Genomic DNA, 14803 nt, shown 5'->3' with positions numbered 1-14803 from the left:
TCCGGTTGCCGTCTTCGGCGGCTATCTGGCGACGCTCGCCGACCAGACCTGCTCCTTCGCGCTGATGACCATGCTGAAAGACGACCAGAATTTCACGACGGTGGATTTGCAGATGCATTTCTTCCGTCCGGTGACGGAGGGCATCCTCGCCTGCGAGGGGCATGTGCTGAATGTGTCGAGGACGCAGGCCTATGTGGAAGCGGTGTTCACGAATGGCGACGGCAAGCTGGCGCTGAAGGCGCGGGCGGTGGAGCGGATTATCGCGGGGTGAGGAATATTCTCGGTTTAAAATAAACAATGTCACCCCGGCGAAAGCCGGGGTGACATGTTTGTTTTTGGCCTCTACTGAAAGCTACTTCACCCATTTCCCGATGATCTGCTGCAACGCCCCGATGGCTTCGAGGCGGCCGAGCCAGTCGTCGACCCGCGTCTTGAACACTTCGTCCTGTGGCAGCAGATAGGCTTTCTCGGCGCGTGTGAAAGGTTTGTCGGGATTGATCGCGCAAAGCTCGGGATGCTCGCGCGCCATGATCCGCGTTTCGATGGCGTCGGTCATCATCACATCGGCGCGGCCTTCGACGATCTCCTCGAAGATGGTGGCGTTGTCGGTGTGGAGCAGGATCCGCGCCGTCGCGATATTCGCGCGGGCAAATTGTTCGTTGGTGCCGCCCGGATTGACGATCACGGTGACGCCTTCGCGGTCGATCCCGTCCAGCGTCTGAAACCGCTCCGCGTCTTCGCAGCGCGCGATCGGCGCCTTGCCGTCGCTCAGCAGCGGATCGGTAAAGAAGGCCGTCTCCTTTCGTGCCTCGGTGATCGAAATGCCGCCCATCGCGATGTCGAATTTTCCGGCCGCAAGGTCGTCCATCAGCGTCGGCCAGCTCGTCCTGACGATGACGAGCCGCGCATCGAGATCGGCCGCCAGCGCCTCGGCCAGGTCGACATCGAGACCCTCGAAATGGCCTTGCGGGGCCTCCCACGAGAACGGCTTGTAGTCGCCGGTGAGGCCGACCCGGACCTCGCCCCGCGCGGCGATGCGGTTGAGGGTCGGGCTTCCCTCCCACCGGGCGCTGGCCTGGGCGAGCGGCAGCAGCAGGAGGAGGACGAGGGCGGGGATGAGGCGGCGGAAATGGTGCATGGCGGGGACTATAAGGCCCCCGGACGCCCCCCGAAAGCGGCGGGAAAGGCGGGGGCCTTTACTGGACTGTTAAGGGGCCGGCTGCTAGAAACGCGTCCCATGAGCACGCCCGATTTTCACGGGGTCCGCCCCCGCATCACAGCGCGAATTACAGGCCCGGCCGGCCGCTGAGGGACCGCAAAGGTTCCGCGCGGCACGAGCCGGGTGTTTCTGTTCGAAGATCGCGCAACCCCAATATCCGGGACCATTCATGTCCACCGAAGAAAACCCCACCGGCCGCGACTATCGCGACACGCTTTTCCTGCCCACGACCGATTTTCCGATGAAGGCGGGGCTTCCCGCCCGCGAGCCCGAATGGCTGGCGCGCTGGCAGAAGCTCGGCCTCTATGAACGGCTCCGCAAGGAGGCGAAGGGCCGCGAAACCTTCATCCTTCATGACGGCCCGCCCTATGCGAACGGCAACATCCATATCGGCCATGCGCTGAACAAGATTCTGAAGGACGTCGTCGTCCGCTCGCAGCAGATGATGGGCAAGGACGCGGCTTACGTGCCCGGCTGGGATTGCCACGGGCTGCCGATCGAATGGCAGATCGAGGAGAAGTACCGCAAGCAGGGCAAGAACAAGGACGAGGTGCCGCCGCTCGAATTCCGCCGCGAATGCCGCGAATTCGCGCAAGGCTGGGTCGACGTCCAGAAGGAAGAGTTCAAGCGCCTCGGCGTCAGCGGCGAGTGGGACAATCCCTACCTCACCATGTCCTTCGACGCGGAAGCGGGCATCGTCCGGGAATTCCAGAAGTTCCTGATGAACGGCTCGCTCTATCGCGGCTCGAAGCCCGTGATGTGGTCGGTGGTGGAAAAGACGGCGCTGGCGGAAGCGGAGGTCGAGTATCACGACCATGTCAGCCACACGATCTGGGTGAAGTTTCCGGTGGTGAAAGGCGCGCTCGACGGCGCGGCGATCGTCATCTGGACGACGACGCCATGGACCATCCCCGCGAACCGCGCGATCTCCTATTCGCCGAAAATCGCCTACGGCCTTTATGAAGTCGCGGGCGAAAAGCTCGTGCTGGCCGACGCGCTCGCCGAACAGGTGAGGAAGGACGCGAAGGTCGAGGCATGGACGCGGCTTCGCGATGTGACGACGGATGAGCTCAAAAACACCGTCTGCGCGCATCCCTTCGCCGGCCAGGGCTACGATTTCGACGTGCCGCTGCTGGCAGGCGATCATGTGACGGAGGAAGCCGGCACGGGCTTCGTGCATACCGCGCCGGGCCATGGCCAGGACGACTACATCATCTGGGTGGAAAATTTCGGCTCGAAGGACATCCCGGAAACGGTGAACGAGGAAGGCGTCTATTACGATCACGTGCCGCTTTTCGCGGGGAAGTTCGTGCTGACGCGGCAGGGCAAGGAAGGCAACGCCAATGCCGCCGTGATCGAGGAATTGCAGAAGGCGGGGAAGCTGCTCGCCAACGGCAAGGTGACCCACTCCTATCCGCATTCATGGCGCTCCAAGGCGCCGCTGATCTTCCGCAACACGCCGCAATGGTTCGTGGCGATGGACGCGAAGGTGGAAGCGGCGGCCGGCAAGCCGTTCCGGCAGGTGGCGCTGGAAGAGATCGAGAAGGTGCGCTGGGTGCCCGCGCGCAACCGCAACCGCATCTATTCCATGGTCGAGACGCGGCCCGACTGGGTGCTGTCGCGCCAGCGCGCCTGGGGCGTGCCGCTGACGCTCTTTGTACGGAAGGATGACGGTACGCTGTTGCGCGACGAGAAGGTGAACGCGCGCATCGTCGAGGCCGTGGCGAAGGAAGGCGCGGATGCCTGGTTCGAACGGCCGGCAGCCGAATTCCTCGGCAATGAGTATAACGCGGACGATTACGAGCGCGTGACGGACATTCTGGACGTCTGGTTCGATAGCGGGTCCACGCACGCTTTCGTGCTCGAAGCGCGCGGCATCCCGTCGCCCGCCGACCTCTATCTCGAAGGCTCCGACCAGCATCGCGGCTGGTTCCAGTCGTCGCTCCTGGAAAGCTGCGGCACGCGCGGCCGCGCGCCCTACAAGCAGGTCCTCACCCATGGCTTCACCATGGACGAGAAGGGCCGCAAGATGTCGAAGTCGCTCGGCAACGTCATCGCGCCGCAGAAAATCGTGGAGCAGAACGGCGCGGACATCCTGCGCCTCTGGGTCGCCTCGACCGATTATTGGGAAGACCACAATATCGGCAACGAGATCATCAAGTCGAACGTCGAAGCCTACCGCAAGCTCCGCAACACGTTCCGCTACCTGCTCGGCAATCTCGCGGGCTTCGACGAGGCGGAGCGCGTCGCGGTCGCCGACATGCCGGAACTCGAACGCGCGATCCTGCACCGCCTTGCCGAACTCGACGAGTTGGTGAGGAAGGCCTATCTCGATTACGACTTCAAGCGCGTGACGCATACGCTGTCGAACTTCATGAATGTCGATCTCTCGGCCTTCTATTTCGACATCCGCAAAGACACGCTTTATTGCGACGCGCCGTCATCCTCACGCCGCCGCGCCTGCCGCACGGTGCTGGATGAACTCTTTTCGCGCCTCACGGCGTGGCTCGCGCCCGTGCTCTGCTTCACGGTGGAAGAGGTCTGGCTGACGCGCTTCCCCGGCGACGATGCCTCGGTGCATCTGCGCACCTTCCCCGAAACGCCGGGCGAATGGCGGAACGAGGCGCTGGCCGAGAAATGGCGCAAGGTGCGCGAGCTTCGCCGCGTCGTCACCGGCGCGCTCGAAGTCGAACGCCGCGAGAAGCGCATCGGCGCGAGCCTCGAGGCGGCGCCGGATGTCTATGTCTCGAAGCCCGATTATGTCGCCGCGCTGAAGGGCGTCGATCTGGCGGAGCTTGCGATTGCGAGCCAGGCGGTCCTGATCGAGGGCGAAGGCCCGGCGGACGCTTTCCGCCTCGACGACGTGCCGGGCGTCGCCGTGGTGGCGAAGCTGGCGGAGGGGCGCAAATGCGCGCGCTCATGGCGTATCCTTCCGGAAGTGGGCACCGATCCCGACTATCCCGACCTGTCGCTGCGCGATGCGGCGGCGGTGCGGGAATATGACGCGCGGGGCTGAACCCAAGCGCAACGGAGGAAAGATGGACCGTCCGACGCGAGAGACCTTCTGGGGACCGTTTTCGCTTTTCGGCGCTCTGATCGCGCTGGCGGGCTTCGCCCTCGACCGGCTGCACAAATGGTGGATGCTCGACGTCTATGGCATCGCCGCGCGCGGCCGGGTGGAGATCACCTCCTTTTTCGACCTCGTGATGGCCTGGAACAACGGCGTCAGCTACGGCCTCTTCCAGGCCGAAACGGCGCTCGGCGTCGCCATTTTGGCCGGGTTCGCCCTGCTGGTCATTTGCGGCCTCGGGCTCTGGCTCGCCCGGGTGGAACACAAGGCGACCGCGCTCGCCATCGGCCTCATCCTGGGGGGCGCGCTCGGCAATGTTTACGACCGCATCGCCTATGGCGCCGTGGCCGACTTTTTTAGTTTTCACGCCTTCGGTTTTTACTGGTATATCTTCAACATTGCCGATGTGTGGATAGCCTTGGGCGTTGCGCTCATCATCCTTGAATCGGTGTGGCCGGGCCTTGTCGGCGCCGGCAAAAAGAAAGATGGCCCGGATAGCGAGACGGGCGGTACGCCGGCCTGAACGGCAGAAGCCTCTCGATCATCGGTCATCGTTAAGGAGACTGCGGACGTGAATATCGAAGCGACTATCTCCCGGAAGGCAGGCTGGGGCGTCAAAACGGCGCTGTTCGCGGCTCTTTCGGTTTCGCTGGCCGCCTGCGGCGGCGGGAGCCTTGGCGATGCGCTCGGTTATGGCAAATCCGCTCCCGACGAATTCGCCATCGTCACAAAGGCGCCGCTCGTCATTCCGCCCGACTATTCGCTGCGTCCGCCGCAGCCCGGCGCACCGCGCCCGCAGGAGATGGAGCTTCAGCCGAGCGTCGGTGCGCAGCGCGCGCTGATGGGCGACGCGGCCGTCGCCGCCGGCGGCAGCGCCGCGCCGTCCGCCGGCGAGCAGGCACTGCTGGACCAGAGCGGCGCCGCCAATGCCGACCCGCGCATCCGGCAGGTCGTGAACGCGGAGACGCGCTCGCTGGTCGACCAGGACAAGTCATTTGTGGACAACGTCGTCTTCTGGAAGCAGCCGGGCGTGCCCGCCGACGAGCGCCTCGTCAATCCGAAGGAAGAGACGCAGCGCATCCAGCAGAACGAAGCCGAGGGCAAGTCCGTGACCGAGGGCGAGACGCCCACCGTGAAGCCCAAGAAAAAAGGCTGGTTCTCCGGCATTTTCTGAGCCGGGACAAGCTGGACATGATGGCCGGCGGGTAACCCCGCCGGCTTCATTTTGCGGGCCGCCGGCACCGGCCTTCCCGCCGGCCCGCCTTTCCCCGGAGGGAAGATTTGTTCCGTTCCCGTACTTTCGCCGCCCTGCCTTTTGCCGCCCTGATCCTCGCCGTCGGCCTCGGTCTGCTGTTCGCGCGCGGCGGCAACGCTTCGGATCCCGCACCGGCCAGTTTCACGCTTTCCAACGGCATGAACGTGCTGGTGATCCCCGATCACCGCGCCCCCGTCGTCACCCACATGGTCTGGTACAAGGTCGGCGCGGCCGACGAGACGCCGGGCAAGACCGGCATCGCGCATTTCCTCGAACACCTGATGTTCAAGGGCACGAAGGAAATCCAGCCCGGCCAGTTCTCGCGCATCGTGGCACGCAATGGCGGACAGGACAACGCCTTCACCAGCTACGACTTCACCGCCTATTTCCAGGTGATCGCGAAAGACCGCCTGCCGCTCGTCATGGAGATGGAGGCCGACCGCATGGTCAACCTACAGTTGACCGACGCGGAAGTGCTGCCCGAGCGCGACGTGGTGCTGGAAGAACTGCGCATGAGGATCGAGAACAATCCGATGGCGGAACTTCAGTCCGAAATGAACGCCGCGCTTTACGGCGAGCATCCGTTCGGCCGCGACATCATCGGCTACAAGGACGAAATCGCGGCACTCGACACGGAAGACGCGCTGGAGTTCTACCGGCGCTTCTACACGCCCGCCAACGCGACGCTGATCGTGGCCGGCGACATCACGGAAGACGAGTTGAGGCCGCTCGCCGAGCAATATTACGGCGTCATCGCGGAGCGCGCGCCGGTGTTCCACCGCAACCGCCCCGCCGTCGTCTGGCCCGAGGAGGACAAGCGCATCGTCCGGCGCGACGAGCGCGTCCGCGAGCCGACATGGATCCGCGTGTTTCCCGCACCGAGCTATTCGGCGGCGGAAGGGCGCGTGACGGCCGCCTTCGACGTGCTGGCGGAAATTCTCGGTGGCGGCACGACGAGCCGTCTCTACCGCTCGGTCGTCGTGCGGCAGGGCCTCGCGACGGGCGCACAGAGCTGGTACGAGGGCAGCCGCCTCGATGCCGGCAAGTTCGGTCTCTATGCGCTGCCGCGCGTCGGCGGCGATCTTCCCGACCTCGAACGGGCGGTGGAAGCCGAAGTGGCGCTGCTGCTCGAAAAGGGCGTGACCGACGAGGAGCTTGAACGGGCGAAGACCGTGATCCTCGCCAGCACTGTCTATGCGCGCGACAGCCAGCGGAGCATGGCCTACAGCTATGGCGAAGGTCTGATGACGGGTCTGAGCGCCGAAGAGATTCACGAATGGCCGGAGCGCGTTCGCGAGGTGACGAAGAAGGATGTCGTCGAGGCGGCGAGGATCATTTTCTCCGGCACCTCGTCCGTGACCGGCGAACTGCTGCCGGAGGGCCGGTCATGATCCGCGCCGTCTTCATGCGCCCCGTCGCATTGCGCTGCGTTCCGTTCGCGCTCTGTCTTCTTCTGTTCGCCGCGCTTCCCGCCGCAGCGATGGATATCGAACGGGTGGTGAGCCCGGGCGGCATCGAGGCCTGGCTCGTGCAGGAAGACGAGGTGCCCGTTATCGTCATGAACGTGGCCTGGCGCGGCGGCACGGCGACGGACGAAGCCGGCAAGGCGGGCGTCGCCAACATGGTTTCGGGTCTGCTCGACGAAGGTGCCGGCGACCTTTCCTCCGAACAGTTCCAGAGGCGCCTCGACGAGACGGCGGCGCGGATTTCCTTCTCCGCCGACAGCGACTATTTCAACGGCACGCTGAAGACGCTGGCGGACCGGAAGGAAGAGGCGTTCGGTCTTTTCGCGCTGGCGATTTCCTCGCCGCGTTTCGACGTGGAGGCGGTGGAGCGCATTCGCGCCCAGATCGGCTCCATCGTCGCGCGCAACCGCGAGTCGCCGGACTGGATCGCGAGCGACGCCTGGTACAAGGCGGCGCTGGGCAACCATCCTTACGCGCTGGAAAGCGACGGCACGCCGGAAACGATCGCGAAGATCACCCGCGACGATCTTCTCGGCTATACGAAGAAGACGCTTGCGCGCGACAACCTGAAGATCGCCGTCGTGGGACCGATATCGGCGAATGAACTCGGCTCGCTACTCGACCGGACGTTCGGATCGCTTCCCGCCGAGGCATCGCTGCCGGATATCCCCGACGCGACCGTGGCGCCGGAGGGGCAGGTGATCGTCACGGTGCGCAATTTTCCGCAAAGCGTCGTGCTCTTCGGGACGCAAGGTCTTGCCCGCGACGACCCGGATTTCATTCCCGCTTTCGTGATGAACCACATTCTGGGCGGCGGCAGCTTTTCCTCCCGTCTCATGGAAGAGGTGCGCGAGAAGCGCGGCCTCGCCTATTCGGTCGGCACCTATCTCAATCCGATGAAGCAGGCGGCCATGCTGATGGGCCAGGTCGGCACGAAGAACGAGCGCGTCGGCGAGACGCTCGCGATCGTCCGCGATGAAATGAAACGGATGCGCGACAAGGGCGTGACGGAAGAAGAACTGAACGACGCCAAGACCTATCTGACCGGCTCCTATCCGCTGCGTTTCACCTCCAATGCCTCCATTGCGGGCCAGCTTCTCGGCATCCAGCTTGAAGACCTCGGGATAGATTATATCGACCGCCGCAACGGCCTGATCGAAGCCGTAACACGGGAAGATATCGAGCGCGTGGCGCAACGCCTTCTGCGGCCGGAGAACCTGCTCGTATCCGTGGTCGGCAAGCCGAACCTTTCGCCGAAAGCCGAAGGCCTGCCCCCGACGGACGACATGGCGCCGAAGCCCTCGACTCATCCCGCCGAAGGCCCTCAATAGCCATCGGACGAGGGGGAACCGCGACGGCTGGCCGCGCGTTTTCGTTCTTGTTACGGTTTACCGCGGGCCCGCGATTCTTCGGGCGGGGCTTTCCTCAATGGTGGATTTTCGCACATGGCCGATCTCGCTCTGCCCTACAGCCAGTCGCTCGACAATTGCTTCGCCGACGCGATCGGCGAGGGCGGCCTGACGAAAAAGGCTTACGACGCCGCGCTCGGCGAAGCGGACAAGGCGCTGGACTGGCTGCGCGGCGCCTATGAGAGCGGCGAACTGCCGCTGCTGCGCGTGCCGGAGCGGACGGACGACATCGCCCGCATCGAGGAAGTGGCCGAAGGGCTCCTCGACAACACGACCGATATTTTCATTTTCGGCATCGGCGGCTCGGCGCTCGGCGCGCAGGCGCTGGCGCAGCTCACAGGCTGGGGCACGCAGGCGAACATCCAGAAGGGGGTACGCATCCATATTCCGGACAATCTCGATCCGGTGACGATGGACGCGGTGTTTGCCAATGCCGACCTGCGGACGACGCGCTTTCTCGTCGTCTCCAAATCGGGCGGCACCGTGGAGCCCGCGATCCAGACGCTCTCCGCCATGAGCGCGCTCGAAAAGGCGGGCGGCGGAAAATACATGAAGCAGCATTTCGCGGTGCTGACCGAACCGGCGAAGAACGGCAAGCCGAACCCGATGCGGGCGCTGGCCGAAGCGCATGGCTTTCCGACGCTGGAGCACGATCCGGGCGTGGGCGGGCGCTATGCGGTGCTGACCAATGTCGGCCTGCTGCCGGCCTATCTGCTCGGCCTCGACATCGCGGCGGTGCGGGCGGGCGCGGCGGCGGCGCTGAAGCCGGTGCTGAAAGGCGCGGCGGCCAAGGACGTGGCCCCGGCGGCGGGCGCGGCGCTTTCGGTTGCGATGGCGCGGGAGAAGGGCACGGCGATGTCGGTGTTCCTCGCCTATGCCGACCGGCTGGAACGCTTTCTCGCCTGGCATTGCCAGCTCTGGGCCGAAAGCCTCGGCAAGGACGGGCAGGGCACGACGCCGGTGAAGGCGCTCGGCCCCGTCGATCAGCACAGCCAGCTCCAGCTCTGGCTCGCGGGCCCGCGCGACAAGCTCTACACGGTCTTCATGACGGAAACGAAAGGCAAGGGCCCCGAGGCGCTGGAAAGCATTGCGGGCGCGAGCGAATTCGCCTTTCTCGGCGGCCGCAAGGTGGGCGATCTCGTCGATGCGGAGCAGCGCGCGACCGCCGATACGCTGGTGAAAAACGGCCGCCCGGTAAGGGTTTTTTCGCTGAAGGAACTGAACGAGAAGACGCTTGGCGCGCTCTTCATGCATTTCATGCTCGAAACCATCATCGCGGGCCGAATTCTCGGCGTCGATCCCTTTGACCAGCCGGCCGTGGAAGAGGGTAAGATACTGGCGAAGAAGTATCTGGCGGAAATGAAAGCCTGACCCTGACATGAGCCGTATCCGGCGCCTGAGCGAAGGGACGATCAACCGCATCGCCGCCGGCGAAGTGGTGGAACGCCCCGCGAGCGCGGTGAAGGAGCTCGTCGAGAACGCGCTCGACGCGGGCGCGCGCCATATCGACATCGCGATCGACGGCGGCGGCCGCGACCTCATCCGCGTGAGCGACGACGGCATCGGCATGAGCGCGGAGGAACTGGCGCTCGCGGTCGAACGCCATGCGACCTCGAAACTCCGCGTCGATGCGGGCGGGCAGGAGGATCTGCACGACATCGCGACGCTCGGCTTTCGCGGCGAGGCGCTGCCCTCGATCGGCGCGGTAGCGAGGCTTTCCATCGTCAGCCGCACGCGCGACGCCGACAGCGCGCACCGGATTTCGGTGGAGGGCGGCCGGGTGACGGGCGTCGAGCCCGCTTCCGGCCGGACGGGCACGCAGATCGAGGTGCGCGACCTCTTCTACGCAACGCCCGCGCGCCTGAAATTCATGAAAAGCGAACGCGCCGAAACGCTGGCGGTCTCCGACGTCGTGAAGCGCCTCGCCATGGCGCATCCGGAAGTCGGCTTCACGCTGACAAGCACGGAGCGGAACCTGCTCCGGCTCGAACCGGAGCTGCCGGGCGAGGCCGGGCGGCTGATGCGGCTCGGCGCGATCATGGGGCGCGACTTCGCGGAGAACGCCATCGCCATCGACGCCATGCGCGAGGAAATCGGCCTTGCCGGCTTCGCAGGCCTGCCGACCTATAATCGCGGCACGGCGCAGATGCAGTATCTCTTCGTCAATGGCAGGCCCGTGCGCGACAAGCTGATCGTCGGTGCGGTGCGCGGCGCCTATGCGGATTTCCTCGCCCGCGACCGGCACCCGGCGGTGGCGCTCTTCGTCACCATCGATCCGCGCGATGTCGACGTGAACGTGCATCCGGCCAAGGCGGAAGTGCGCTTCCGGGATGCGGGGCTCGTGCGCGGGCTGATCGTCGGTGCGTTGAAGCGCGCGCTGTCGGAGGCGGGCCACCGCGCCTCGACGACGGTTGCGGGCGCGACGCTCGGCGCGTTGCGGCCTGAAACGACGACGCCTGCCTATACGGGCACCTGGCGGCCCGAACCGCGGCCAGGCTTCGCGGAAGAGCGCGGCGCATGGCAGGGCGCCTTCACGGGTCTCGCCGCGCAATCGGCCCGCGTCGAACCGCTGCCGCAAGACGAGACGGAGACCGCGGCGGGCTTCGCGCTTGGCGTGGCGCGCGGGCAGTTGCACGAAACCTACGTGATTGCGCAGACGGCGGACGGCATCGTCATCGTCGACCAGCACGCGGCGCATGAACGCCTCGTCTATGAGCGCATGAAGAAGGCGATGGCGGCGCAGGGCGTCGCCCGGCAGATCCTGCTCATTCCTGAAGTCGTCGATCTCGACGAGGCGGAGGCCGAGCGCCTCGCGGCGCGCGCGGGCGAACTCGCCGAACTCGGCTTCGTGCTCGAAGCTTTCGGGCCGGGCGCGGTAGTCGTGCGCGAGGTGCCGGCGATCTTCGGCAAGCTCGACGTGCAGGCGCTGGTGCGCGACCTCGCCGACGATCTCACCGAACTCGACGAAGCCCTGTCGCTGAAGGAAAAGCTGGAAGAGGTCTGCGGCACCATCGCCTGTCACGGCTCGGTGCGCGCGGGACGGCGGCTGACGGCGGAGGAGATGAACGCGCTGCTGCGCGAGATGGAGGCGACGCCCCATTCCGGCCAGTGCAATCACGGCCGCCCGACCTATGTCGAACTGAAGCTCGCCGATATCGAACGCCTATTCGGCCGGCGCTGACGGCAATATCCCTCTCAGGAAATCCGAAAGATTGTCGGTCACGTGATGGACATGCGGGCCGTCCGCGCCCTCATGCGACAATTGCTGATGCCGCTCCGGCCCCGGCAGGCCGGGCCTGACCCAGACCGTCGTCATGCCGAGCGCGTGGGGCGCCTCGAGATTGCGCGCGATGTCCTCGAACATGGCGGCGCGCGCGGGCTCTATGCCGGTCGCCTCGATCAGGCATTCATAGGCGCGGCGGCGCGGCTTCGGCTCGTATTGCGCCGTCACGATGTCGAATATGCCGTCGAAGACATGATCGATGCCGAGCTGGCGCACCACATTTTCCGCATGCGCGACGGAGCCGTTGGTGAAGACGATCTTCCGCCCCGGCAGCCGCGCGATCGCCTCGCCGAGCGCCGCATCCGCCATCACGGCGGAGACGTCGATGTCGTGGACGAAGTCGAGAAATTCCTTCGGTTCGAGGCCGTGAACCGCCATCAGGCCGGACAGCGTCGTGCCGTGCTCGATGTAGAAATCCTTCTGGATGCGCCGCGCCTCGACCGGATCGACGCCGAGATAGCGCGCGATGAAGGCCGTCATCCGCTCATCGACCTGCGCGAAGAGATCGCAGGCGGGCGGGTAGAGCGTGTTGTCCAGGTCGAAAATCCAGCTGTCGACATGGGCAAAGCCCCGTGGCGCGATACCCCGGGCGGGTGCACCGGCGGTCGCGGCGGGAAGAGGGGTCGGCGTCTGCATTTGCCATATGTGCCCTGCATTCGTGCCTCTGACAAGGCGGCGGCCGCCGATTTTCGCTCCAGGGCCCGCCGGGTTAAGCAGACGTTAATCGCCTGGCTTGGAAACTGGCCGTTGCATCTCTCCGCGTTGCGTCTTCAGGAGCGGCCATGGCCTCCGGCCTTCTGTCCAGATTATTCGGCCGGCGAAAGCTCCCCCCGGAGCTTCGCTACGAGGACGCGCGCCAGGTGCTCGAAAGCCATCAGAGCGAAATGAAGCGGGAACTGGCGGTCCGCACCGACGCCCCGCCCGAGGCGCTTTATTATCTCGCCTGCGACGACGACACCCGCGTCCGCAGCCTCGTCGCCGCGAACCCCTCCGCGCCCGCCCAGGCGAACGAGCTGCTGCGCACCGATGCCGACGTCGAAGTGCGCGAGGAACTGGCGCGGAAGATCGCGCGCCTGATGCCGGACATGCCGGCGACGGAGCGCAGCGCCCTGCAGCAGCGCACGGTGGCGCTTCTCGACAGGCTCGCCGAGGACGAATTGCCGCGCGTGCGCGCGATCATCTCGTATGAACTGGCGCATTGCCCCACCATATCCCGCAGGCTCGCGCGACGGCTTGCGGACGACGTCGAGTTCACGGTCTGCGGGCCGATGCTGAAATACTCCCCCCTGCTCTCCGACGAAGACCTGATCGAAATCATCGCGACGAGCCGCGTCGAAGGCGCGGTGGAGGCGATCGCGCAACGCGAAAACCTGAGCATGCGCGTCTCGGACGCCGTGGTGGCGACGCTCGATATACCCGCCGTCGCACAACTGCTCGCCAATCCGAGCGCGGATATTCGCGAAGAAACACTGGACAGCGTGATCTCGCGCGCCGCCGGCATCGAAGCCTGGCACCGCCCGCTGGTCATGCGCACGGACCTGTCGCTCCGCGCCGTTCGCCGCATCGCGACTTTCGTGTCCCGCTCGCTGATCGACGAGCTGGCGCGCCGCCATGCGCTCGACGAGGAGATATCGAACTGGCTGAAGCTCCGCGCCAAGGCCGCGATCGAGAAGGACACCGAAGGCGCGGAACCGCAGGTCGCACGCGACGCGATCCGCGAGGCATATGACGCAGGCCGGCTCGGCGACGAGCAGGTGGTCGAGGCCGCCACCATGTCGCAAAGACCCTCGGTCGTGCAGGCGCTCTCGCTGCTTTCGGGCGTGCCGCCTGCCAGCGTCGAGGCCGTTATCGCCGCCCAGAGCGGCGGCGGCATCACCGCGCTGTGCTGGACCGCAGGCCTCGCGATGCGCACCGCGCTCGCCATCCAGACCTATATCGCGCATGTGCCGCGGGAAAGCGTGGTGCTGCCGCGAGACGGTATCGACTACCCGCTGGATGAATCCGAAATGCGCTGGCACCTGCAGTATTTCGGCATCGACGCGGCACGCCGCAAGACGAGCTAGTCGAAATCGACCGACCAATAGGGCTTGCCGCCGGTCTCGACGCGCATGAAACCCCGCTGGTCGAAGCCGCGCGCGGCGCAGCGGTCGCGTCCCCTGATCTGAAAGCGCGTCGCCTTGGTGCAGAAGTTTTCCGTGCCGCCCCAGATCATCGGCTCGCCGTTCCGCCGCTCGACCGAACCGGCATCGTCCACGGCTTCGGCATAGGCGAAATAGGGACCGCCCGAGAGCTTGCCCTTGATCGACTTGCGACAGGTGCCCGGCTCGATGCGTATCCAGCCGCTCGACATATCGCTGTCGCCATTGCGGTAGCCGACGGCGGCCCATACGAGCTCTTCCGTCCTGTTGCAGAAGTTGAGCCCGATCGTCTCGTGCTCCTCAAGCGCCCGCGCGGTCAGTTGCCCGATCAGCGCCTCGTCGATCTTTCCTGTGACGGAGATGTTCGCCGAACGCTGAAAGGCCTCCACGGCGCGCAGCGTGTTGCGCGCCGCGACGCCGTCGATCCGGGTGATCGAAAAACCGATATCCTTGAGGAGCCGCTGCGCACCCGCGATGCGGGCCTGTTCCATGACGTAGTCGCTCGCCTCCGAGAAGGTCGTCGCCCAGTCGGCGCCGGGCTTCGTGTCCACCTTCAGGAAGTCGGCGGAATCGTAGCCGCGCATCGCGCATTGCTCGCGGCCTTCGATGGTGAAGTCCCGCTCGACGATGCAGAAGCGCTCATTGCCGGAGAAATATTTGACGCTGCCTTCATGCGCGTCGATGGACCGCGCGAAGACATAATAGCCGCGGTCGCCGATAGGACCCTCGAGCATCGTGCCGCAATCGCCGGGCGGTATGCGAAGCCAGCCCCGGCTTGTCCATGCGCCACCCTCCTCGACGGCAATCGCACCGTCGAGCACATAGCTCGTCTTGTTGCAGAACCGATAATCGGCATGAGCCAGGGCGGGCAGCATCAGCCATGCGAAAAGGGCGGCAGCGGCGATCTGCAGGCTCTTTTTCATGCGCTCGGCCGCCCCCTGATCCGGCCAAGGGAACCATAGC

Annotated in this window: 12 protein-coding genes; 9 read left to right on the top strand and 3 right to left on the bottom strand. The window is 65.5% G+C overall.

The window, feature by feature from the left end; translation table 11 throughout:
- The coding region (locus Q8S60_RS12695; protein WP_305668601.1) for a PaaI family thioesterase at positions 1 to 271 on the top strand (271 nt) is incomplete at its 5' end.
- An 81-nt stretch (positions 272 to 352) separates the two neighbouring features.
- Here Q8S60_RS12695 and Q8S60_RS12690 read toward each other — a convergent pair.
- Positions 353 to 1138, bottom strand: coding sequence for a transporter substrate-binding domain-containing protein (locus Q8S60_RS12690; RefSeq protein WP_305275761.1), 786 nt, complete (start codon positions 1136 to 1138; stop codon positions 353 to 355).
- A 250-nt stretch (positions 1139 to 1388) separates the two neighbouring features.
- On the opposite strand from Q8S60_RS12690, the gene ileS reads away from it, so the two are divergent.
- The 7 genes from ileS (at position 1389) to mutL (ending at position 11600) form a co-directional block, all read left to right on the top strand.
- Positions 1389 to 4235, top strand: a complete 2847-nt coding sequence (ileS, locus tag Q8S60_RS12685; protein ID WP_305275762.1) for an isoleucine--tRNA ligase — start codon at positions 1389 to 1391, stop codon at positions 4233 to 4235.
- 22 nt (positions 4236 to 4257) lie between these two features.
- Complete coding sequence (gene lspA, locus Q8S60_RS12680) at positions 4258 to 4812, top strand: signal peptidase II (RefSeq protein ID WP_305275763.1); 555 nt, start codon at positions 4258 to 4260, stop codon at positions 4810 to 4812.
- A gap of 48 nt (positions 4813 to 4860) precedes the next feature.
- Positions 4861 to 5463, top strand: a complete 603-nt coding sequence (locus Q8S60_RS12675; RefSeq protein ID WP_305275764.1) for a DUF3035 domain-containing protein — start codon at positions 4861 to 4863, stop codon at positions 5461 to 5463.
- Positions 5464 to 5570: 107 nt separating this feature from the next.
- Positions 5571 to 6935: a pitrilysin family protein gene (locus tag Q8S60_RS12670; RefSeq protein WP_305275765.1), complete on the top strand. Its 1365-nt coding sequence runs from the start codon at positions 5571 to 5573 to the stop codon at positions 6933 to 6935.
- On the top strand, positions 6932 to 8341 hold the full coding sequence (locus tag Q8S60_RS12665; protein ID WP_305275766.1) for a pitrilysin family protein: 1410 nt from the start codon (positions 6932 to 6934) through the stop codon (positions 8339 to 8341). The genes Q8S60_RS12670 and Q8S60_RS12665 overlap by 4 nt, the downstream gene beginning before the upstream one ends.
- A 114-nt stretch (positions 8342 to 8455) precedes the next feature.
- On the top strand, positions 8456 to 9790 hold the full coding sequence (locus Q8S60_RS12660) for a glucose-6-phosphate isomerase (protein WP_305275767.1): 1335 nt from the start codon (positions 8456 to 8458) through the stop codon (positions 9788 to 9790).
- Positions 9791 to 9797: 7 nt separating this feature from the next.
- Positions 9798 to 11600, top strand: coding sequence for a DNA mismatch repair endonuclease MutL (mutL, locus tag Q8S60_RS12655; RefSeq protein WP_305275768.1), 1803 nt, complete (start codon positions 9798 to 9800; stop codon positions 11598 to 11600).
- Here mutL and Q8S60_RS12650 read toward each other — a convergent pair.
- Positions 11583 to 12338, bottom strand: a complete 756-nt coding sequence (locus Q8S60_RS12650; RefSeq protein ID WP_305275769.1) for a pyrimidine 5'-nucleotidase — start codon at positions 12336 to 12338, stop codon at positions 11583 to 11585. The two genes, mutL and Q8S60_RS12650, sit on opposite strands and share 18 nt — an antisense overlap.
- A 146-nt stretch (positions 12339 to 12484) precedes the next feature.
- Here Q8S60_RS12650 and Q8S60_RS12645 point away from each other — a divergent pair, with 146 nt between their 5' ends.
- Positions 12485 to 13765, top strand: a complete 1281-nt coding sequence (locus Q8S60_RS12645) for a DUF2336 domain-containing protein (RefSeq protein WP_305275770.1) — start codon at positions 12485 to 12487, stop codon at positions 13763 to 13765.
- Here the strand turns inward: Q8S60_RS12645 and Q8S60_RS12640 are convergent.
- A complete protein-coding gene (locus Q8S60_RS12640; protein ID WP_305275771.1) occupies positions 13762 to 14763 on the bottom strand; it encodes a DUF1036 domain-containing protein in 1002 nt (333 codons plus the stop codon). The genes Q8S60_RS12645 and Q8S60_RS12640 overlap by 4 nt on opposite strands.
- Positions 14764 to 14803 lie beyond the last annotated feature (40 nt).

Source organism: Parvibaculum sp., assembly GCF_030694575.1.
Taxonomy (GTDB): Bacteria; Pseudomonadota; Alphaproteobacteria; order Parvibaculales; family Parvibaculaceae; genus Parvibaculum.
Note: the sequence above shows the minus strand (reverse complement) of the source record. Positions and strands in the feature narration are given on the sequence as shown.